20 protein-coding genes and 1 tRNA gene are annotated in these 20,083 nt (G+C 62.7%); 8 read left to right on the plus strand and 13 right to left on the minus strand.

Features of this window, described 5'->3' with window-relative positions; genetic code table 11:
• Position 1: 1 nt before the first annotated feature.
• On the minus strand, positions 2 to 1,156 hold the full coding sequence (locus MF606_RS18810; RefSeq protein ID WP_240230856.1) for a D-alanyl-D-alanine carboxypeptidase family protein: 1,155 nt from the start codon (positions 1,154 to 1,156) through the stop codon (positions 2 to 4).
• 468 nt (positions 1,157 to 1,624) lie between these two features.
• Positions 1,625 to 2,317 carry a helix-turn-helix transcriptional regulator gene (locus tag MF606_RS18815; RefSeq protein ID WP_240230857.1) on the minus strand — a complete coding sequence of 231 codons (693 nt, stop codon included), beginning with the start codon at positions 2,315 to 2,317 and terminating at the stop codon, positions 1,625 to 1,627.
• Positions 2,318 to 2,396: 79 nt separating this feature from the next.
• Here MF606_RS18815 and MF606_RS18820 point away from each other — a divergent pair, with 79 nt between their 5' ends.
• The gene (locus MF606_RS18820; protein ID WP_240230858.1) at positions 2,397 to 2,966 is read left to right on the plus strand and encodes a DJ-1/PfpI family protein; all 570 of its coding nucleotides are present in this window, start codon (positions 2,397 to 2,399) and stop codon (positions 2,964 to 2,966) included.
• A gap of 148 nt (positions 2,967 to 3,114) precedes the next feature.
• Here MF606_RS18820 and MF606_RS18825 read toward each other — a convergent pair whose 3' ends face one another.
• On the minus strand, positions 3,115 to 5,571 hold the full coding sequence (locus tag MF606_RS18825) for a beta-glucosidase (RefSeq protein ID WP_240230859.1): 2,457 nt from the start codon (positions 5,569 to 5,571) through the stop codon (positions 3,115 to 3,117).
• 174 nt (positions 5,572 to 5,745) lie between these two features.
• Between MF606_RS18825 and MF606_RS18830 the strand changes: the two genes are divergently transcribed.
• Positions 5,746 to 6,165, plus strand: a complete 420-nt coding sequence (locus MF606_RS18830; protein ID WP_240230860.1) for a winged helix-turn-helix transcriptional regulator — start codon at positions 5,746 to 5,748, stop codon at positions 6,163 to 6,165.
• Between the two features lie 70 nt (positions 6,166 to 6,235).
• Here MF606_RS18830 and MF606_RS18835 read toward each other — a convergent pair whose 3' ends face one another.
• Positions 6,236 to 6,985 carry an SDR family oxidoreductase gene (locus MF606_RS18835; RefSeq protein ID WP_240230861.1) on the minus strand — a complete coding sequence of 250 codons (750 nt, stop codon included), beginning with the start codon at positions 6,983 to 6,985 and terminating at the stop codon, positions 6,236 to 6,238.
• 106 nt (positions 6,986 to 7,091) lie between these two features.
• Here MF606_RS18835 and MF606_RS18840 point away from each other — a divergent pair, with 106 nt between their 5' ends.
• Complete coding sequence (locus MF606_RS18840) at positions 7,092 to 7,691, plus strand: TetR/AcrR family transcriptional regulator (protein ID WP_240230862.1); 600 nt, start codon at positions 7,092 to 7,094, stop codon at positions 7,689 to 7,691.
• A gap of 30 nt (positions 7,692 to 7,721) precedes the next feature.
• Here the strand turns inward: MF606_RS18840 and MF606_RS18845 are convergent, their stop codons facing one another.
• Positions 7,722 to 9,080, minus strand: coding sequence for an MATE family efflux transporter (locus MF606_RS18845; RefSeq protein WP_240230863.1), 1,359 nt, complete (start codon positions 9,078 to 9,080; stop codon positions 7,722 to 7,724).
• 305 nt (positions 9,081 to 9,385) lie between these two features.
• Here MF606_RS18845 and MF606_RS18850 point away from each other — a divergent pair, with 305 nt between their 5' ends.
• From MF606_RS18850 to MF606_RS18860, 3 genes are all read left to right on the plus strand, one after another.
• Entirely contained in the window at positions 9,386 to 10,093 is a 708-nt protein-coding gene (locus MF606_RS18850) for an AzlC family ABC transporter permease (protein ID WP_240230864.1), read from the plus strand.
• A complete protein-coding gene (locus MF606_RS18855) occupies positions 10,083 to 10,391 on the plus strand; it encodes an AzlD family protein (protein WP_240230865.1) in 309 nt (102 codons plus the stop codon). The genes MF606_RS18850 and MF606_RS18855 overlap by 11 nt, the downstream gene beginning before the upstream one ends.
• Before the next feature lie 54 nt (positions 10,392 to 10,445).
• Positions 10,446 to 10,529, plus strand: a tRNA-Leu gene (locus tag MF606_RS18860).
• 30 nt (positions 10,530 to 10,559) lie between these two features.
• On the opposite strand, the gene MF606_RS18865 is transcribed toward MF606_RS18860, so the two are convergent.
• A complete protein-coding gene (locus MF606_RS18865; RefSeq protein ID WP_240230866.1) occupies positions 10,560 to 11,612 on the minus strand; it encodes an NADP-dependent oxidoreductase in 1,053 nt (350 codons plus the stop codon).
• 41 nt (positions 11,613 to 11,653) lie between these two features.
• Between MF606_RS18865 and MF606_RS18870 the strand changes: the two genes are divergently transcribed.
• A complete protein-coding gene (locus MF606_RS18870) occupies positions 11,654 to 12,571 on the plus strand; it encodes a LysR family transcriptional regulator (RefSeq protein WP_240230867.1) in 918 nt (305 codons plus the stop codon).
• Positions 12,572 to 12,585: 14 nt separating this feature from the next.
• Here MF606_RS18870 and MF606_RS18875 read toward each other — a convergent pair whose 3' ends face one another.
• Complete coding sequence (locus MF606_RS18875) at positions 12,586 to 13,080, minus strand: DUF6985 domain-containing protein (protein ID WP_240230868.1); 495 nt, start codon at positions 13,078 to 13,080, stop codon at positions 12,586 to 12,588.
• A gap of 202 nt (positions 13,081 to 13,282) precedes the next feature.
• Here MF606_RS18875 and MF606_RS18880 point away from each other — a divergent pair, with 202 nt between their 5' ends.
• Complete coding sequence (locus tag MF606_RS18880; protein ID WP_240230869.1) at positions 13,283 to 13,960, plus strand: outer membrane protein; 678 nt, start codon at positions 13,283 to 13,285, stop codon at positions 13,958 to 13,960.
• Positions 13,961 to 14,184: 224 nt separating this feature from the next.
• Here the strand turns inward: MF606_RS18880 and MF606_RS18885 are convergent, their stop codons facing one another.
• The 6 genes from MF606_RS18885 to MF606_RS18910 all read right to left on the minus strand — a co-directional run bounded on the left by MF606_RS18885 (position 14,185) and on the right by MF606_RS18910 (position 20,023).
• A complete protein-coding gene (locus tag MF606_RS18885) occupies positions 14,185 to 14,628 on the minus strand; it encodes a GlcG/HbpS family heme-binding protein (protein ID WP_240230870.1) in 444 nt (147 codons plus the stop codon).
• Between the two features lie 17 nt (positions 14,629 to 14,645).
• On the minus strand, positions 14,646 to 15,404 hold the full coding sequence (locus tag MF606_RS18890) for an SDR family NAD(P)-dependent oxidoreductase (protein ID WP_240230871.1): 759 nt from the start codon (positions 15,402 to 15,404) through the stop codon (positions 14,646 to 14,648).
• Positions 15,401 to 16,477, minus strand: coding sequence for a Gfo/Idh/MocA family protein (locus MF606_RS18895; RefSeq protein WP_240230872.1), 1,077 nt, complete (start codon positions 16,475 to 16,477; stop codon positions 15,401 to 15,403). Before MF606_RS18895 ends, MF606_RS18890 begins: the two co-directional genes overlap by 4 nt.
• Positions 16,478 to 16,500: 23 nt before the next feature.
• Positions 16,501 to 17,427, minus strand: coding sequence for an ABC transporter permease (locus MF606_RS18900; protein ID WP_240230873.1), 927 nt, complete (start codon positions 17,425 to 17,427; stop codon positions 16,501 to 16,503).
• Positions 17,428 to 17,437: 10 nt separating this feature from the next.
• Positions 17,438 to 18,412, minus strand: coding sequence for an ABC transporter permease (locus MF606_RS18905; RefSeq protein ID WP_240230874.1), 975 nt, complete (start codon positions 18,410 to 18,412; stop codon positions 17,438 to 17,440).
• A 66-nt stretch (positions 18,413 to 18,478) separates the two neighbouring features.
• Positions 18,479 to 20,023: an ABC transporter substrate-binding protein gene (locus MF606_RS18910; RefSeq protein WP_240230875.1), complete on the minus strand. Its 1,545-nt coding sequence runs from the start codon at positions 20,021 to 20,023 to the stop codon at positions 18,479 to 18,481.
• Positions 20,024 to 20,083: the final 60 nt, after the last annotated feature.

Consider the following 20,083-nt stretch of genomic DNA (forward strand, 5'->3'; position numbering starts at 1 on the left):
TCTAGAGATTGGCTGGACGCGGCCGCGGATAGGGCACGCCAGCACCCACCGACGCCGGCAGACCCGGCCGCAGGTCGCCGCTCAACGCGGCTTCGGTCGTCGGCACCGCGAAGACAGGCACATGCGGCGGACGCGGGCGCGGCAATGCAACGCCCGTGGCGAGCCTGCCGAGATCGGTTGCCACGTAGCTGCTGGGCACCACCGTGTCATTGAGATAGCTGGGCTGACCTTCGAGGCCCATCGGGAACGCCGCCTCCTGTGCCGCCACATAGGCCTTGGCATCCTTGCCGCAGATCATCGGCCGCATATCAACCGGTGCGGCGCCGGGATTGTTGGCGACATTGAGGATCGTCTGTCCGCTCGGCTGGGCCGCGCCCGAGAGACCCTTGAGCACCAGCTCGGCCGTACGCTCATTGCGCTCGCGACCCGAGGACGCCCCCAGGACCACCGCCATCATACGCCGGCCATTGCGTTCGACCGTCGCCACCATATTGAGCCCGGAGGCGCAGACGAAGCCAGTCTTCATGCCGGTCGTGCCGGAGAAGGTGGTGAGCAGCTTGTTTTCGGACTCGAGACGCTTCTTGCCCAGCACCACCGCCTCGGTGCCGAAGATCGGCAGATATTGCGGAAAGCTCTGGCGGATATAGAGCGAGAGCACGGCCAGATCGCGCGCTGATGTCACCTGGGCTGGATTGTGCAGCCCATTGGGATTGGCGTAATGGGTGGCCGACAGGCCCATCCGGGCCGCCGTCTCGTTCATCATCGCCACAAAGCTCGCTTCATCGCCGGCGATCGTTTCGGCAATGGCCATGGAAACGTCGTTGGCCGATTTGACCAGCATCAGATAGAGCGCGTCCTTGAGCGTCACGGCGCTACCGACGGCGAGGCCCGACTTGGACGGCGCCTCGTTGAACGCCTTGCGCGAAATGGTCACCGGCGTCTCAAGCGTGATCGAGCCTTCGGCGATCTTTTCGAACACCACATAGGCCGTCATCAGCTTGGTCAGCGACGCCGGGTGCCAGGGCTGGCCGGCTTCCTGCGCGTAAAGCACGTCGAAATTGTCCATATCCACCAGCAGCATCGGATTGGCGCGGGCGGGCGTCAGGCTGACCAGGGCAAGGAAGGCGACGAGCAAAAGACGGCGGACAAGCAGCAAGAGTGGACGGCTCCGGACTATTGGAAGGCGGCTTCTCTTACCAGCGCCGCCCTGCGACCTCAATGGACGCATGGTCACACTGACAGGCTTTTGAAGGCTATGGACGTGCCGAAGCGCCGCCTGCAGTGCGGTTGTCGTGTCGTCCCGTGTTCGCTCAGGTAGAGCGATGGTGGCGAGGCATCTGCCTCGATGGATAGTTTGTGTTGAGGCAGTTGCCTCGCCACCATGCCGGGTTGTCTAACGGGTCCGGGCTCAGGCGCTACCAGTATTGCAGGCGCGGCTGCCGAATTTCCCCCGCACAAGGAAGGCGACCCCTCCTCCTCCGGCTATCCCCACGACCATCACTCGTCATGACTGGGCTCTGACGTGGGCAACGCGGAGGAGTATGGCATGGGCGAAGGGGCCGGGGATAAGTCGGATAGACACGCCACGTTTCCCAATATCCCTGAAGTGCTATGGCCCCGCCGCTTAGCTCAGGTCGGGCAGGCCAAGGCTGGTGCGCCAGCGGTGAAACAGCGTCCGGCGCGGCTCGGGCAGCTTCGCATCGAGCACGTCGATACCGTCGATGCGCTCGATGCGGAAACGGCGCCAATCCTGCCGTAGTGTGCACCAGGCCACCAGAACCTGCCGGTTTTCGTAATAGCCCAGCGCCAGCGGATAGATGGTCCGACCGGTGGGGGAGCCTTCGGCATCGTGATAGCGGATACTGATCTGCTGCTCCTGACGCAGGGCGCGGCGCAACTGACCGAGGCGAAAATCGTCGCCGCCGACGCTGCGCGGCATGACGAACAGTCCCACCGCATCCATATCCTGCCGGCGTTCGGGCGACAGAACCGCCGCCAGCTTGGCGCTGGCATCGCGCGCCGTGGCGCTCATCTCGCCATCGGGCCCATAGATGAGCGTGCGCAGGCCCAGCACCACCGCTTCCACCTCCTCTTCGGTGAACATCAGCGGCGGCAGGAAATAATCGGCACGAAGCTGAAAACCGAGCCCGGCCTCGCCATCGATGGCCGCGCCCATGGATTTGAGCGTATCGATATCGCGATAAAGCGAGCGCAGCGACACGCCCATTTCATCGGCCAGCACCTGCCCGGTCACCGGCCGTCGACGGCGGCGTAGCGCCTGCATCAGGGCAAGCAATCGTTCGCTTCGTTTGGCCATTGAGGGGACGTCCGCTGCTGACAAAAACTGGTGGGATCGGCGCTTAGGGTCAGGCCATCACAAGCAAAGGAGACGCCAAATGACAACCATCGTAACCATTCTCACCGACGGTTATGCCGACTGGGAAACGGCCCTGCTCAATGCTGGCGCTCGCGAATATTACCAGATCGACACCCGCTTCGCGACGCCGGGCGGCAAGCCCGTCACTTCGGCCGGCGGTCTCAAGGTGATGCCCGATATGGCCGTCGAAGACATCGATCCAAACGCCATCGACGCACTTGTGGTCAATGGCGGCACCATCTGGAGCAAGCCCCACGCCCCCGATATCAGCGCAACGCTGATTGCCGCGCAGGCGGCCGGCAAGACCGTTGCCGGCATTTGCGACGGCACGCTGACGCTGGCCAAGGCGGGGCTGCTCGACCAGGTCGACCATACCTCCAACTCGGCCGACAACCTGCCGCCGACAGGCTACAAAGGTGCGGCCCGCTACAAGGACCAGCCCAATGCCGTGGTCGACGGCAAGATCGTCACGGCTCCCGGCACGGCGCCGGTCAGCTTCATGAGCGGCATAATGGAAACGCTCGGCCTGCGCGACGGCAATCTCGACTACTACCTCGGCATGTACGGCGCCGAGCATAAGGTGGCCTGATCCGCGCAGACCCTTCACCTCTCCCTTCGGGGGAGAGGTCGACCCTCCTGGGTCGGGTGAGGGGGCCTTCCCCAACATCCGACCCAGTAAAGGCCCCCTCACCCGGCGCTGCGCGCCGACCTCTCCCCCAAGGGAAAGGTGAAGCGGCCTAAACCGGCAGCATCAGCGTGGTCTGGCGATGCACCTGCGCGCTGAGCGGCAGGTCCACCGAGGACAGGCCGACCTGCAGCGTGAAGCTGCCATCCTCGACCAGCCAGTGCCGGGACTTCTCGCCGTAAAAGGCGAATGATCGCGCATCGAGTGGCAGAGTGATCTGGCGGCTTTCTCCGGCCTTGAGCTGTACCTTGCTGAACGCCTTGAGCTCCTTGGCCGGGCGCGGTACGGACGCAGTATCATCGGACACATAGAGCTGCACCACCGTCGCGCCATCGCGCGCGCCGGTATTGCTGACCGTCACCCCGACCATCACCTGGCCGTCCGCCTCGAACTCGGCGTCGTCGACCGTGAGGTCGCTCACGGCGAAGCTGGTATAGCCAAGTCCGAAGCCGAAGTGGAACAGCGGCGCCGTGCCGACCTTGTCATAGTGCCGGTAGCCGATGAACACGCCTTCCTCGTAGCGGACCTTGCCATCGAGACCGGGATAGACCTCCCGATCCTGGCTATGGGCCGGATTGTCGCTCCACTTGACCGGAAAGCTCTGCGGCAGGCGGCCGGACGGTTCGGCGGCGCCGGTCAAGACGTCGGCGATGGCGTTGCCCGCCTCCTGTCCCGGATACCAGGCCTCAAGCAGAGCCGCGACTGACCCGATCCACGGCATTTCGACCGGTCCGCCGGTTTGCAGCACCACGATCGTGTTGGGATTGGCATTGGCGATGGCAGCAATCAGCTCGTTCTGCCGCCCCGGCAACTGGATCGACGGCAAGTCGCTACCCTCCGTATCCCACTCGCCATTGCGGCCGACAAAGACGATGGCGGTATCGGCATTGCGGGCGACCAGCACCGCGTCGGCGATGGCCTGATTGCCCAATGGCAGGCCGATACCGGCCGCGAAGGCGGCAAGGCCGAGCGTGGCAAAATCCTTGGTGGCGAACTCGATTACCACCTCATGGGCGCGTCCGGCCTCAAGCCCGACCGTTCCGACCACCTCGTCGCAACCTTCCTCGAAGAAGGTCCGGCCCTTGGTCCACTGCGTCCAGGCATCGGCGATCAGCTTGCCGTCGACATAGACCTTGGCAAAGCCGGCCGAATAGACGCCGACGCGATGCTCGCCGCTGGTTTCCGGCGTGAATGTGCCGCTGATGCGGGCGGAAAAATGCTGGACATCGACCTTGCCGTCAGCGACGTGGCCGATCCAGAAGGCCTGAGCTTCGTCCTGCATCGCCACGTGCACCGGCTCGCCGGCGAGCTGCTCATTGGCAAAATACTCGACCTTGAGCGATCCGCGCAGCACCGGCTCGAACCGGTGATTGGTGCAGCCCGGCGCGTAGCTGAGACGGTCCTCACCCAAAGCGGCGACCAACCCGTCCCAGGGCGACACCCGGTAATGCGCATTGAGCTGGGCGCTGCCGCCGCCCATGATCTGCGCGATCTTCGCATTGGGGCCGATAACGGCAATGCTGCCATCGCCTCTCAGCGGCAAGGCGCCATTGTTCTTGAGCAGCACTGCCGCTTCGGCGCCAGCGCGGCGGATCAGCGCCCGGTGCTCGGGGCGGTCGTTGGCGGCTTCGGCAAATGGCCTGTGATCGTCGAGCGAGCCAACGCGCTGCATCAGCCGCAGCATGGCGACGACGCGCTGGCGCAAAGTCGCTTCGCTCACCGCGCCCGATTGTATGGCCTCGATCAGTTTCTGGCCGCGATCACGCGGCGGCCCCGGCATTTCGAGATCGAGCCCGGCATTGACGGTTTCGGCGGTTGAGTGCGATCCGAACCAGTCGGACATGACCACGCCGTCATAGCCCCATTCGCGGCGCAGCACGTCGGTCAGCAGCCAATTGTGCTCTGAGGTGAAGGTGCCGTTGAGTCGGTTGTACGAGCTCATCACGCCCCAGGTCTTGGCCTTCTTCACTGCCCATTCGAACGGAATGAGGTAAACCTCGCGCAGGGTGCGCTCATCGACCTGGCTCGACATGGTCGTGCGCTCGATCTCCGATTCATTGCCGGCAAAGTGCTTGATCGTCGCGCCGATTCCCTGCCCCTGCAGGCCGACAATATAGGCCACGGCCAGCTCACCCGAGAGGATCGGGTCTTCCGCATAGCATTCGAAATTGCGGCCATTGGTGACCGAGCGGTGGATGTTGACCGTCGGCGCCAGCAGCATATGGGCATTCTTGGACTTGACCTCGTCGGCCAGGGCGGCGCCGATTTCCTCGACCAGTTCCACATTCCATGTTGCTCCCAGGGCAATGCCAACGGGAAAGCTCGCCGATTTGACCCCGCCGATCAGCGAACCGCCGCCGCGTGCGCCATTGGGTCCGTCGGTGACCCGCAATTTGCCAATGCCCAGTCGGGGAACGGCCGGCACCGACCAGAAATCCTCGCCTGAGAGAAGGGAGACCTTCTCTTCCAGCGTCATCTGATCGGCGAGCTGTTCGATACGGTCAGTCATGGCGATTCCTCGGGTAGAGTTCTTGGCCATCCAAAGACCGCGCCGACAGGGCGGCTGTCAATTCATCCGGATCGGTGAACGCTGCATGTGACGGGATCGCGACAATCGCCCCTAGGCACAGAAAGGAACTGTCTCTATATTTGTGCCTGAGTTACAAGACCGAAGGATTTGCCCATGTCCCTTCAGGACACCTCCAAATCATCCAACTGCCACGCCATGTCGGACGTTCTCAATCGCATTGGCGATAAGTGGAGCGTGATGGTGGTCGGCATGCTGGGCCGCAACGGCACGTTGCGCTTCAACGAACTCAAGCGCCTGATCAACGGCGTCTCGCAACGCATGCTGACCCTCACCCTGCGCAATCTGGAACGCGATGGCCTGGTGACCCGCACCATATATCCAGAGGTGCCCCCGCGCGTCGAGTACAGCCTGACCGAACTGGGCAAGACCCTGCAGGGCCCGATCAGCAGCCTCTGGGACTGGGCGGGCGAAAATCACAGCTCGATCATCGACGCCCGCGCCATTTATGACGCGCGCGAAAACGCCACGACCTCGTCCGAGCCGCGCAAGGTCGCCTACGCCCGCGGCGACTGACGACCCCTCTTGTTACAACGCCCCAACCAACCGGCGCTTGCGCTGATCGGCTGGGGCGTTGCCATTTGCATTAGGCGTTGTAGCCGCTATCGACCAGGATCGAGCTTCCGGTAATGCTGCGTCCGCCGGGACCGGCCAGATGCAGCACCGCCGCGGCGACATCCTCGGGTGCGCCGAAGCGGCCCAGCGCGTTATGCGCCAGTTGACTGCCGGCATAGGGACCGTTCGCCGGATTCATGTCGGTATCGGTTGAGCCGGGATCGACGGTGTTGACCGTGATCCCCTGCGGGCCCAGTTCGCGCGCCAGCGCCCGCGTCATCCCGATCAGCGCCGACTTGCTCGATACATAAAGTGCCAGGCCCGGATCGGGGACACGGGTAGAAAGATTGGTGCCGATCGAGATGATGCGCCCGCCATTGGGCATGTGCCGCGCCGCGGCCTGCGCCGCGAAGAACGGCGCGCGGGCATGGATGGCGAACAACCGGTCGAAATCGGCCCGCGAGACATCGGCAAAGGCGCCGCCATCGGCAACGCCGGCATTGTTGACCAGCACATCGAGCTGACCGAAATGGTCCACGGTTCGCTCGACCGCAGCGACGACGGCATCGGCATCGGCCGAGTCAGCCTGGAATGCCAGCGCCTTGCGGCCGAGCTGGGTAATCTGCCGGCTGATCTCCTCGGCCCGTTCGCCGTTGCTGGCATAGGTGAAGGCGACATTGGCGCCCGCCTTGGCCAGCGCGATGGCAATGGCGGCACCGATGCCGCGGCTACCACCGGTAACCAGGGCAACCTGGTCGAGAAGTTCAGGTTTGGATCGCATCATGATCTCCATTTTCTAACGATCGGTACACAATAGCTAGACCGACTTGCTCCAGTCGGTCAATGATTTTATACTGATCGGTACGCAATGAGTTGGACACCCGGTTTTGGCAGGACGCCCACGCGAATTCGATCGGACGGACGCCTTGCGTCAGGCCATGCTGCTGTTCTGGGAGCGTGGTTATGAAGGCACGTCCATCGGCGACTTGACCGAGGCGCTCAATATCGGCAAGCCCAGCCTCTACGCCGCCTTCGGCAATAAGGAGAACCTGTTCCTCGAAGCGCTGCAGCTTTACGAGGACATGTATGGCTGCTTTTCAGCGGAAGCGCTCGACGCTGCCCCCACGGCGCGCATTGCTTTCACCGAGACGCTGCTGCGCAACGCCGCATCCCAGCTCAATCCAGACACGCCGCCCGGTTGCTTCATCGTGCTGTCGGCAACCGTCGGAACCCCGCAAAATGCCGAAGTACGTGCCCATTTGACCCGCCGTCGGCAAGCGACGCGCGACCATCTGGTGGCCCGGCTGGCGCGCGGCATTGCCGACGGCGACGTTCCTGCCACCGCCGACCCGCAGGCCGTCGCCACCTTCTACGCCACAGTGATCAACGGCCTCGCCATCGAGGCCCGCGACGGCGCCCAACAGGCCGATCTAGACCGCATCGTCACCGGCGCCCTGGCCGCCTGGGATTCGCTGGTCGGCGCATGAAAAAGGCGGGCAAGAGGCCCGCCTTTCCGTCTATATCAGCGCCACGATCTTCTTTTTCTTCCACACGAACTGGTACCAGCTGGCCTGCAAGACCAGCATCATGGTGAAGCTGGCGGCATAGGCGATCCAGATGCCTGTCAGCCCCAGGCTGGTCTGGCTCAGCAACACCGCACCAGGAAGTTCGATCAGGAGAATACACGCCAGCGACAGGACCATCGGCGCATAGACCGTGCCGCTCGAGCGCATGATGCCCGAGAACACCACGCTCCAGCCAAAGCAGACAATGCTCCACAGCACCACGTGCAGCAGTGTCTCGGTGAGCTCGATCACCTCAGGATCGGTGATGAACAGGGCCACCAGATGCTGGCTGAACAGATACGCGATCAGCACCAGCCCGCCAGTAATGATGGCATTGAGCATCAGCGCTGTACGGGTGATCGCGCCCAATTGCTGGATCTGCCCCGCGCCGATGGCTTGTGCCCCGAAGATCGAAGCAGCGATACCGATCGACATGGCCGGGAACTGCACATAGCTCATCACCTGCCCCAGCGCGCCATAAGCGGCCGTCGCGTTGGAACCGAACCGGTTGACGAGGCCAACCACGACAATTCCGGCGATCGAGGAAATCACCATGCTCAGCCCCGCCGGTATGCCCAGCTTGAGGATCAGCCCGAGTAGCTTGAAGTCGGGCTTCAGCATGGCGCCAAGCAGGATGGCATCGGGCGCCAGCGGCATCCTGCGCGCCCGCATGTAGACAAACAGGAACAGCAGCACGCTGACGAAGCCGGCGATAAAGGCCCAGGCGGCGGCGTTGACGCCCAGCTGCGGCAGGCCGAACCAGCCCTGGATCAGCGCCGGGGTGACCAGCATGGATACGCAGAGCGACAGGATCAGCGAGAACAGCGGCGTCATCGTATCGCCCACCCCGCGCAGCACCGAGGTGACGACGAGGAAGACGAAGAAGCCGGGCATGCCGATCAGCACGATGCGGGCGTAGCCGACCGACATGGCACGGATGTTCTCCGGTGCCCCCAATACGGTCAGGATCTGTTCGGTCCAGATGCCGCCGACAATGGCGACGGCAATGCCGAGCACGATGGTGGTGACCAGCGTGGTCCCGGCCACCTGCTTGACCTTGTCGACATTGCGGGCGCCCCAGGCCTGGCCGATCAGAATGGTCGAGCCGGCGCTGAGCCCGATGATGAAGCTCATCAGGAAGAACAGGATCGGGAAGAAGGTGGCGGTGGCGGCCAGCGCCTCGACCCCGATCATCTGCCCGATATAGATCGAGTTGATGGTGCCCGAGAGCGACTGCAGAATATTCGATGCCATGAGCGGCACGAGGAAGATGGCGAACCGCTGCCAGAGCGGCTTGGATTGGGGGTTCATCTGAACACTCCGGAAAACCTCGACAAAGAGCGCGTCACGTCACGGGCCCCGGAGGCCACATTGGTCTGAGCAAAATTCAGACCGTGGCGGGGACCTATTCACACCCCGAAAACAGGATGCCGGCTGGACGGGCGCTGGAGGCTTGGAAATGACACGCGGGTTAGATACGCCCGGCCTGACGGGGCGTCAATCCGCCCATCACCGCTCCCGATTGCAGCCATCACCACTTGTCATCATTTGCCTGTCGTTTTCTGGTGTGTTTGGCCACGGCGCCCGCTACATATTCACCTATGAGCGTCACCACCATGTCTTCCCGCTTTTCCGACGACCTTTACGTAGGCGCCCGCACCTTCGTGCCGGTGGCCATTTCCATTGCCGCCTATGGCGTCGTCTGGGGCGTGTTGGCGCGCGGCGCCGGCCTCAGCCTGCTCGAAGTCATCCTGATGAGCGGGCTGGTGTTTGCCGGCTCGGCGCAATTCGTGGCGCTCGACCTGTGGACGGTGACACCATCGAGCCTGCCCATCGGACCGTTGATCGTCGCGGCCCTAATCATCAACCTGCGCTATGTGCTGCTGACCGCTACCCTGCGCCCGCTCTTCGGCCCTGGACAGCAACTGCGCGGCGCACTGACCATGTTCATGGTTTCGGACGAAACCTGGGCCCTGACAGTCGGCGAGATGAGCAAGGGCAGCCGCGGGACTGTCGGCTTCCTCGTCGGCGCCGGCATCGTCGCATACGGTGTCTGGATGGCCACCACCGTCGCCGGGCACGTGCTGGGTTCGGTCATCGACGACCCCACCAAATACGGCCTCGACTTCGCCTTCACCGCCACGTTTCTTGCCTTGCTGCTCGGCATGTGGAAGGGCAAGGCCGATCTCGTGCCCTGGCTGGTCGGCGCGCTTGTCGCCATCATCTCTGCCAAGCTGATTCCTGGCTCCTGGTACATTCTTATTGGCGGCATTGTCGGCAGCCTTGCCGGCGCCATTCTCGATCGGGTGCGCCATGTGGACTAGCACGGAAGCCCTTATCGCTATTCTGGGCATGGCGCTGGTGACCTTCATGGTCAAGGCCGGTGGTCTGCTGCTGGCCAATCGCCTGCCGAGTCACGGCTTCGCCGCCTCCTGGCTCAAACACATTCCCGGCGCCGTGCTGGCCTCGCTGGTCGCCCCGGCTTTGGTGACCGGCAGCGCCGCCGAGGTTATCGCCGCCGCCGCCACCACGCTGGTCTACTTCGTCACCCGCAATCTGTTCGCCGCCATGGCCGCCGGTGTGCTGGTGGTGTATCTCGCGCGACTGGTATTCGCCGGCTAGACCCGCAACGGCGCTGTTGCGGCAATCGCCGACCTGCGCTAGAGACCTTGCCGTGCCCCTCTGGCGGAATGGTAGACGCAGAGGACTCAAAATCCTCCGTCGCAAGACGTGCCGGTTCGAGTCCGGCGGGGGGCACCATTTTCCCACAACCGCGCCATATTCCTGGTTTCAGCAAACCTGTACGATCGCCTTGCCGACATTTTCGCCGCGCAGCATGCCGATGAACGCTGTGACGATGTTGTCGAATCCAACGGTGATCGTCTCCTCCAACTTGATCCGCCCGGAACGGATATGCGGCACCAGCAGTGCTTCCAGTTCGGGCTGCAAATGGCGGTAGTCGCGCACCAGGAAGCCTTCGATCCTGAGGCTCTTGCCGACAACATCGAAGAGATTGCGCGGGGCGGGCGGAGGGATCGTCCCATTGTACTGCGCGATAGCACCGCACCACGCGACACGGCCGCGGTCGCGCAGCGATCCGATGGCAGCTTCGAGATGTTCACCACCAACATTATCCAGATAGACATCGATGCCTGCGGGCGCCGCCGCGCGCAGCTGGGCCGCGATATTGCCGTCGCGATAGTTGAACGCAGAAGTGAACCCGAGCTTGCCCACCAGGCGCCGGACTTTCTCGGCGGAGCCCGCGCTGCCGATCACGCTTGACGCGCCCAGCAGCTGTGCGATCTGGCCGGCCATGGTGCCGACCCCTCCTGCAGCGGCGGAAATGAAGACTGTTTCGAGCGGCTGCAGCTTGGCGATTTTGCTCAAGCCGACATAGGCGCTCAAGCCCGTTCCACCAAGCGCGCTCAGATAGGCGCTGCTGGAAATGCCGGCATGCTCTGGCAAAAGGCTCGCGTCTTCGGCGCCGAGCACAGCGTGGCTGCACCAGCCGCTTCGATGAAACACCAGATCGCCCTCGGCCAGACGGGCATCGCGCGACGCGAGGACCCGACCGATGGATCGGCCTTCGAGCGGCGCATTGAGCGGCCAGCCTCCATCCATCTGCTCGCGCATATAGGGATCGACCGACAGGTAGAGATTCTCCACCAGCACCTGTCCCCGGCCGGTGGATGGCAGGGCAATATCGACAAAGGCAAAATCGTCTGGCGCCGGCCAGCCATCCGGCCGGCTCACAAGGTGAACCATTCTGCTTATCGTGGTCATAGGGCTTGCCTCTGCTCGTTGATTTTCCGGCATGAAAGGCGATCCGCGGTTGCGCGACAATGGTCATCTATCGAACCTATTGTTCTGTGTTAAGAACAATCATGCGCCGCCAGATGCTTGAGAACCTGTTCGTCTTTACCCATGTCGCGGAGGCGTTGAGCTTCACCTTGGCGGCGGCGCGACTGGGCCTTTCCAAATCGGCCGCCAGCACCAAGGTGAAGGCCCTGGAGGTCGACCTCGGCGTGCAGCTGCTTAATCGCAGCACACGCTCACTATCGCTGACCGACGCCGGCCGGACGCTCCTCGCCGAGTCTGCGCGGGTGATGGCGGATGCCGACGATGCCATGACGGGCCTGAAGGACCGCGCGCATCAGCCCACGGGGCACCTGCGCATCGCCTCATCCGCCGGCATAGGCGCAAGCCTGATAGCGCCATTGATTCCAGCCTTCCTGGATCGCTATCCGGGATTGGCCGTGGAACTGTCGCTGAGCCAGGATGTGGTCGATCTGGCCGCGAACGGCTTCGACATCGCCCTGCGCATGTCGGACCTCATCCGCGACACCGATACGATCTGGCAGCTTTGCCCAGTCGCCTGGTGGCTGGTCGCATCGCCGTCCTACCTCGCCGGAAAACCCCATCCCGCACGGCCGGCCGACCTGGTTGACCATCGTTGCATTCTCTATAGCTGGGAAAACCAGCAGAAGCCTACCTGGCGCTTGAGAAGCGACCAGGGGATCGATGCGGTTGCTGTAGGCGGCGCCTTCCGGGCCAATGGCGCCGAGGCCATCTTGCAGGCCACTCTCAACGCCGGCGGCATCTCCATCCTGCCGAGCTTCATGTGCGGCCAGCTCGTAGCCAGCGGCGCGCTCGTCCGACTATTGGAACACCACGTGGTAGAGGGACGCTACGCCACCCATGTCAATGCCGTGCGGCCCTGGACCCCGCGCGTTCCCCATACGGTGCGAGTCTTTGTCGAGTACATGCGGCAGGCACTGACATCGAGCCGACCGCACGGGTAATTGCGGCAATGGCCTCAACCGACATCGCCGAGGCGCGTGGTGAATGTGGGATCGGAGGCGGCGTAGACGACGTCGACCAGGCTGTCGTCAGCATAGGCGTTGACGTTGGTCAGATGCCCGTCATAACCGCCGACCTTGGTGAGCGTCGTGCCGTTGCGCCAGACCAGCATGAGGCCGTGTTCTTCTTCCCAGGCGCAATTGGCCTCCATGACGACATACCAGTTATCGTCGCCCTTGCGGCCCTTCTCCACCGCGATTTCGCCCCCGGGCGTGACATGGCGCCAGATGTCGGCCGGTGTTTCCGGCACGCCCATCTGTTCGTCCAGCCAGTCCTCGCCACCCACGGCCTGATGATAGTCCTTGTAATAGGCAAAGACGTGCCGGGCATCGGCCAGGCGGTCCGCCGGTGTCAGCGCGACGAAGGCGGCCAATGCCGCCGCAGCGCCCGCGTCCTCCACCGCCTCGATCGTTTCCATTTCGGCATTGTCGAAATACGGCACTTTGAACATTGGCATGGTCCCCGATCGCAATGGCGGCACAAAGCCAGCCGCGGACGCCGCTGGCAAGCAGCGCCCTCCACCCCGCGCAATTGTGAACACGAGCCATGCATTCCGGCATGGCGTTAACCTTGTTCCTTACCCGGGCGTTAATGTCTTCGGTTGCATTTAGCAGGAAATTCTTGAGCTTTCCCTTTTGTTAACGAGGACATCCATGAAGCGTCTTGGCATCATGCTTTCCGCGATCCTGCTGCTCTCAACTGCCAGCCAGGCCGCCGATCTCGGCTGGAACAGCGGTACCAGCCCAATCTATTCGCCCACCCCGGCAACGGGCTGGTCGGGCTTCTATGCCGGCGTCAATGGTGGCTTCGGCTGGGGCACGCTCACCCGCCGTCCGGCTGCCGGCATCGAGACGCAGAACAACAGCAATGGCTGGCAGCTCGGTGGCCAGGTTGGCTACAACATGGATATGGGCGGCTTCGTCGTCGGCGCCGAAGCCGACCTGCAATGGGCCAATATCGGCTATTCCGAGGACATTCCGGGCATTGGCAGCTTCAAGTCGGGCATCGACTTCTACGGCACGGTGCGGGGTCGCGCCGGCATGAGCTTCGGCCCGGTCATGCCCTTCGTCACCGCCGGTTTCGCCGCCGGTCGCGGCACCACCAGCATCACCACCAACCCGGGCAATGTCACCACCTCGCAATCGGCCACCCATATGGGCTGGACCATCGGCGCCGGCCTCGAAGCCAAGGCGACCGACAACATCTCGTTCAAGGCCGAATATCTCTACGTCGACCTCGGCGCCCAGCCCTATAACGGCCTGCCGGTCGGCAATCTCGACGTAGCCCAACGCTTCAGCGTTGTTCGCGCGGGTGTAAATTACAAGTTCTAGTCGGCGTGCCGAATCCACGCGGCGCTGTTGTCGGGACTCCCTTCCTTTAGGCGAGCCCCTTCAGCTTCGCGTGGACTTAAATAGCGTCTCGACGCTGGGAGCGACCGCGTCGCGGCGGCGGTCGTGCCCAAATCTCAACGCTGATCCGCGGCACCGTGGTTCGAGCTGAGACGTCTCCGCGACTGTCACCAGGACCGCGTCGGAGCAACGTGCCGACCTTCATTCTAGAGCGGTCTACTGACTGTGCTCATTGTCGCCAAAAGACCATCTACACCCGCTTGAGCGACCTCGGTGTCTTGCGTTGGCGTTCCCGAACTAGCCCCGATACCGCCAACGACCGCTCCGCCGACAATGACGGGCAAGCCGCCGCCGACGACCATCAGGCGCCCCCCGATTGCCGAATTGATGCCATAGGCCGGGCTACCGGGCTGACTGGCCGCGCCATATTCGTGGGTCGCCTTTTTGGCCGCGGCGGCCGTGTAGGCCTTGTCGATGGCGATCGTTGTGCTGGTTACCTTGCCGCCATCCATGCGCTCAAATGCAATCAGGTTGCCGCTTTCGTCGGTGATGGCGATGCACATCGGTACGCCAATGGCCTCAGCCTTGGCCCGAGCTGCGGCGATCAGGATACGAGCGTCGGCGATGTCCAGACGGGCGATTGAAAGCATGCGTAGTTCCTTACGGTTTAGGGGCGAAGCGAGGCCGCCGATGCTCCCGTGGCACCGTCGATGGATTGCGACACCACCCACGCGTCAAGACGTTCCCCGCTTCTGTCGGCTAACCGCCCTTCAGCGAGGGCCACGAAGGCGGACGTCAGGAGAGCCGGGTCCACCCATTTCTGCTTGATATCGTCGGTGTAGTTTCGATCGGACATCGGCGTGCGCATGTACATGCCGGGCGTTACGGTATTCACCGTGATGCCAAAGGCAGCACCTTCCAGGGACAGCGTTTTCGCCAACCCTTCAAGCGCATGCTTGCCGGCACAATAGGCTGACTCATCAACGAAGCCTTCGATGCCCGAGCGGGACGAGACATAGACGATAGCACCCCCACCATTGTCTCGCATGCCGCGCCAGACGGCATGTGACAGCTGGAAGCCGGCCTGCAGGCCGACATTGACCGTCTGGAAGAAGCTCTCGAAGTCGTGGTCGGCGAAGGGCGTAGGCCGCAGAATTGCGGCATTGTGGATCAGGGTATCCACCCGCCCCATCTGACCGAAAGTCTTGGCAATGGCCGCATTGGTTGCTGCGCGGTCGGATAGATCAACCTCGATGCCGATAGCGCCAGGACCACAGGCCCGGGTGGTCTCGGCCAGGGCCGCAGCATCATAGTCCATAAGCGCCAAGCGGGCGCCAGCAGCGGCGAAGCGCCGAGCTATGGCAGCGCCCAGGCCCTGCCCTGCGCCGGTAACGATGACCCGCTGCTGACGAAGTTCGCGTATCACTTGCGTTCTGCCGGAAGATCGACCCAGGCCCGCGTCGCCGTCGATTTCTTGACTGCGTCGAGCACTTGCTGATTGGCTAGTCCGTCGAAGAAGGTGGCGCCGGCCCGCAGCTTGCGGCCTTCAACGATGGCGGCGGTAAGTTCGCGCAGTGCAGCAACAACCGAGACGTTCCAGATGCCCTTGTTCAGACCAGGAAGGGCCGCGAGGGGGTCGGCGACGGTGATGTCTTCGAAAGCGCCGCCCACCTTGGCAAACAGCAGTTTTTCATCCTCGTTGTCGAGCAGGATAGTGCCCTTGGAGCCGAAGACCTGGGTTAGGTTGCCGATATTGTTCGCCGCAACGCCGCTCATGAAGACCTGAGCCAGGGCGCCGGTCTGCATCTGCATCGTGAAATAGGCGACGTCGTCGGCAGTGGCGGTCCACGGCTCGCCGGTGGTCTTGTCGACGCGGTTGGGGATCACAGTCAGCGCCTGGCCGACCAGCGAGGCGACCGGACCGAGCCACCAGCGCAGCATATCGACCTGATGGCTGCCATTAGCGCCAAGACGGCCCCCGCCGTGCTCAGCAAGACTCCACCAATCACCCTTGGGACGAGCGGCTGGATTGGCCCAGGAGGCCCCGATATTGGCGACGTTGACGTGACGGATTTCGCCCAGATCACCATTGGCGATCATCTCGGCGACCCTGGCACGATTGGGGTTGAAGCGCAGCTCATGGTCAATCATGTGCAGGCGGCCGAGCCCTTCCGCCTTGTCGAGCATTGTAGCGGCTTCGCGCGCATCCATCGCCGTCGGCTTCTCGCAGAGAACATGGGCGCCGCGTTCGAGCGCTGCCAGGGTGATCGGGGCATGCAGGTCGGTGGGTGTGGCGATAAGCACCAGGTCCGGCGAATGGCGATCCAGCATTTCCTGCCAGTCATCATAGGCTGCGGGAACGCCGAACTCGTCCGCGGCCGAACGGGCGCTTTCGAGCCGGCCAGAGGCCAGGGCCACGACCTGGGCCCCCTCAACATGACGGAGTGCAGGAAGATAGGCGGAGCGAGCAAAGCTCGCGCCAACAATACCGACTTTCATTTTCTTGTTCTCTCGTTTGCGAGTTACGCCATGGTCTTGAGGCGAGGATCCAGGAAGTCGCGCAGCCAGTCGCCCAGGATGTTGAAGGACAGTACGGTCAAGACGATCGCAATGCCCGGGAAGAAGGCGAGCCACCATTTGTTGGCCATCAGCTGGTCGCGGCTATCGGCCAGCATTGCGCCCCAGGTCGGCACGTTGGGCGGCACGCCCAGGCCGAGGAAGGAGAGTGAAGCCTCCGACAGGATCACCGAGGCCACATTGAACGAGGCAATAACCGTCAGCGGGGCGATGATGTTGGGCAGGATCGTCCGGAAGATGATGAGGAAGGTCGAGTCACCAATGGCGCGGGCGGCTTCCACATACTCTTTCTCGCGCAGCGACAGGGTCTGTGCGCGGACGATACGGGCATAGGTCACCCACTGCCCCACACCAAGCACGATAATGATATTCATGACGCCCGGTCCCAGGATGACCAGGAACATGATGGCGAGCAGGATGAAGGGGAAGGCAAGCTGGATATCGCCCAACCGCATGATGACGTCGTCGATCCAGCCCCCGAAATAGCCGGCAACCAGTCCGGCCACGACGCCGATGGTTCCCCCGACCATGATGGCGCAAATGCCGACCATCAGCGAAATGCGAGCGCCGTACAGCAGGCGCGAGAGGACATCGCGCCCCAGCCCATCGGTGCCCAACAGGAAGAACGCATTGCGGCGCCCTTCAGTCAGGGGATCAGCCAGACGCATCATGATGTCCTGCCGATTGGGGTCGAGCGGAGAAATCCACGGACCGAAAACGGCGGCGATCGCGACCGCAAGGAGGATGATCAGCGCCACCAGCGGCCACTTTGCCTGCACCATGGAGCGAATGGCCCGGCGCAGTTCGCGCTTGCGATGTGACATCACAGGAGTCTTGGTCGGCGCCGTCGACGGGATAGTTTCTACAGACATGCCGGCCTCCCTAGAGTTTCACGCGGGGATCGATCTTTGCGTAGACAAGATCGACGATGAGATTGAGCGCGATGAATATCAGCGCCAGGGTAACGACCGCGGCCTGCACCACGGGGATGTCGCGCTGGTTGATGGCGTTGAACACGAGCCGGCCGATGCCTGGCCACGAGAACACCATTTCGACCACCACAACGCCGCCGATCAGGAAGCCAAACTCGAGGCCGATCATGGTGACCACGGGCAGCCACGCATTGCGCAGAGCATGATGGATAACCACGGCCGTCTCGCTGATCCCCTTGGCGCGAGCCGTCCGGACGAAGTCCTGGCCAAGCACTTCGAGCATGGAGGAGCGCACGAGACGGGCGTTGCGCGAGATGGAATAGAACGCGACAGCGAAGCCGGGCATTATCAGGTAATACAGCGCCTGGGGTAAACTGCTGAAGGCCTGGACGAAATTGCCCTGCACCAGCGGCATGATGAACGGCACATGGCCCGATATCGGCAGGATGCGCAATTGCAGGCCGAAGAACATGATCATCATGATGCCCAGCCAGAAGCTCGGTATGGATTGGCCCAGCATGCCCATCGTCATGATCGATCCATCGACCGGCGTCCCCCGATTGAGGGAGGCCACAATCCCGAGCGGGATAGCGACGACAATCGCCAGGAACATTGCGAAAAGGGTCAGCTCCAGCGTTGCCGGCAGCGCTTCCATGACGGCCTCGATCGCGGGGCGCTTGTAGGATAGTGAATCGCCGAAATCGCCCTGGGCCAGCTTCCCGAGGAAAGTGATGTATTGTTCGGGCAAGGGCCTGTCGAAGCCGAGCGCCTCACGTGTGCGCTGGATTTCCGCGTCGGTCGCCCGTTCGCTTACATAGAGGTAGGTCGGATCACCGCTCATTTGCAGCGCGGTGAACGTGATGAGCGTTACCCCAATGATGACGATGGCGCTTTGTAACAGGCGCCGGATGATGAAGGTCCACATGGCGGTCGGCCCAACTAGAGAAAGGGAGGGTGCGCCACGCCTGGCGGCGCACCCAGCGAGAGAAGGCTACTTCAGGGAAGCGGTGAAGAGATCAATCTCTTCGTCACGACGTGGCTTCCAGTCCAGGCGGTTCGACACGCCATAGAAATCAAGCTGGAAGTAGAGCTGCAGCCACGGGCCCTCTTCGTAGAAGAGCTTGAGCATGCGATTGATGACAGGACGCGCTTCCTCGACTGTGTCCGCATCGATCGCCAGGGCCCAATCGTCAAACCAGCGCTGGTCCGTCCAGCTTTGGTAGTTCGTGGCGCCATCCTTGGTAGAAAACAGGCTCATGTCGTAGAGCGGGTTCCAGGTGACACCGCCCTGCCCCAGGAAAAACAGCGGGCCCATTTCCTTGGTCCGAAGCAGTGGCGAGTAGACCGATGCCCATTCAAGAAGCTCGACTTCGGTGTTAATGCCAACATCGCTGAGATACTGGCCAATGGCCTGCACTACATTCGCGTCGTTGAGGTAGCGACCGCGAGGGCCCTGCAGACGGATGCTGAAGCGAACGCCGTTCTCGCCGCGCGGATAGCCGGCTTCATCCAGCAGCTTTTCGGCCATGTCTGGATCGTAAGGGATAGGGACCAGGTCCGGATTGCCGTTCGGCGGATTGACCAGGCTGGTCATGCGCGTGCATTCGGTACCAAGCAGCTGACTGCAGATGCTGGGAACGTCAACTGCGTACTGCATGGCGAAGCGGACTTTGGGATCCTGGATTTCGGCAGCACCCGGCATACCTTCGACACCCTTGCCCAGATTGAAGCCAATCTGCATGCGGCGGGTGCCGTCGACCTTGGCGACAGTTGCGGTGCCCGAGGCATCAACGGCGGCAACCTGGTCGGGGGCGACATTGGTGATGATGTCGACATTGCCGGCAATCAGCTCGGCAGTGCGGGTCGAGGCCTCCGGGATGATGCGCCAGATAATGGTCTCGAAATTGCCGGGATCCTTGACCTTTTCGAGTACGATCTGGGAACCGCGATCCCAGGTTGCCAGGCGATACGAGCCAGACCCGATCGGATTGGAAGCGGCCTCCTCAAGGGTCATCTTCTCGTAGCTGTCTTTGCAGTGGATGAAGACCTGAGACATCATTCCCAAGGCCAGCGTCGTCTTGGCCGTGAGGTTGATGGTGACGTTGAGTTCGTCCACAGCCTCGGCCGACTTGAAGCCCAGGGTGGTATAGACGAAGCCAGGCGTATTGCCGGTGAAACCCAGCGCCTTGTCGGCAGGACGATTGAACGAATAAGCCACGTCTTCGGCGGTCAACGGCTCGCCGTCATCGCAGGTCAGGCCCTGCTTGATAGTGAAGGTATAGGCGAGTCCGTCGTCGCTCACGGTCGTCTTGTCGACGAGGTATGGCTCCACCTGCCCCTCGAAATTGACCTGAAAAAGCGTCGCGAAGATGTGCTTGGCAATATTGGAATTGTCGCGGCTCGAGATCTGAGCTGGATCAAACGTCGAGGCATCTGCGCTAAGGCCGACGACGACAGTATTCTCGGGCGGCGCGGCATGTGCGGCCGCGGGAAGCGCCATCGCGAGGGCCAGTAGGTATCGATTGAAAACACGCATGCTCTTTGCCATTTCTCTAACCGGTTGACCTGTTCATGCTGCTGCCGATCATCGCTCGGC

Source organism: Devosia lacusdianchii, assembly GCF_022429625.1.
In the GTDB taxonomy this organism is placed as follows: Bacteria; Pseudomonadota; Alphaproteobacteria; order Rhizobiales; family Devosiaceae; genus Devosia; species Devosia lacusdianchii.

Excerpts from the sequence above, each read along its gene's own strand:
- MF606_RS18910 (WP_240230875.1), bottom strand. The coding sequence starts at position 20,023 with ATGCGTGTTTTCAATCGATACCTACTGGCCCTCGCGATGGCGCTTCCC.
- MF606_RS18880 (WP_240230869.1), top strand. The coding sequence starts at position 13,283 with ATGAAGCGTCTTGGCATCATGCTTTCCGCGATCCTGCTGCTCTCAACT.
- MF606_RS18850 (WP_240230864.1), top strand. The coding sequence starts at position 9,386 with ATGTCTTCCCGCTTTTCCGACGACCTTTACGTAGGCGCCCGCACCTTC.
- MF606_RS18815 (WP_240230857.1), bottom strand. The coding sequence starts at position 2,317 with ATGGCCAAACGAAGCGAACGATTGCTTGCCCTGATGCAGGCGCTACGC.
- MF606_RS18875 (WP_240230868.1), bottom strand. The coding sequence starts at position 13,080 with ATGTTCAAAGTGCCGTATTTCGACAATGCCGAAATGGAAACGATCGAG.
- MF606_RS18845 (WP_240230863.1), bottom strand. The coding sequence starts at position 9,080 with ATGAACCCCCAATCCAAGCCGCTCTGGCAGCGGTTCGCCATCTTCCTC.
- MF606_RS18900 (WP_240230873.1), bottom strand. The coding sequence starts at position 17,427 with ATGTCTGTAGAAACTATCCCGTCGACGGCGCCGACCAAGACTCCTGTG.
- MF606_RS18855 (WP_240230865.1), top strand. The coding sequence starts at position 10,083 with ATGTGGACTAGCACGGAAGCCCTTATCGCTATTCTGGGCATGGCGCTG.
- MF606_RS18885 (WP_240230870.1), bottom strand. The coding sequence starts at position 14,628 with ATGCTTTCAATCGCCCGTCTGGACATCGCCGACGCTCGTATCCTGATC.
- MF606_RS18835 (WP_240230861.1), bottom strand. The coding sequence starts at position 6,985 with ATGCGATCCAAACCTGAACTTCTCGACCAGGTTGCCCTGGTTACCGGT.
- MF606_RS18820 (WP_240230858.1), top strand. The coding sequence starts at position 2,397 with ATGACAACCATCGTAACCATTCTCACCGACGGTTATGCCGACTGGGAA.
- MF606_RS18905 (WP_240230874.1), bottom strand. The coding sequence starts at position 18,412 with ATGTGGACCTTCATCATCCGGCGCCTGTTACAAAGCGCCATCGTCATC.
- MF606_RS18825 (WP_240230859.1), bottom strand. The coding sequence starts at position 5,571 with ATGACTGACCGTATCGAACAGCTCGCCGATCAGATGACGCTGGAAGAG.
- MF606_RS18895 (WP_240230872.1), bottom strand. The coding sequence starts at position 16,477 with ATGAAAGTCGGTATTGTTGGCGCGAGCTTTGCTCGCTCCGCCTATCTT.
- MF606_RS18870 (WP_240230867.1), top strand. The coding sequence starts at position 11,654 with ATGCGCCGCCAGATGCTTGAGAACCTGTTCGTCTTTACCCATGTCGCG.
- MF606_RS18830 (WP_240230860.1), top strand. The coding sequence starts at position 5,746 with ATGTCCCTTCAGGACACCTCCAAATCATCCAACTGCCACGCCATGTCG.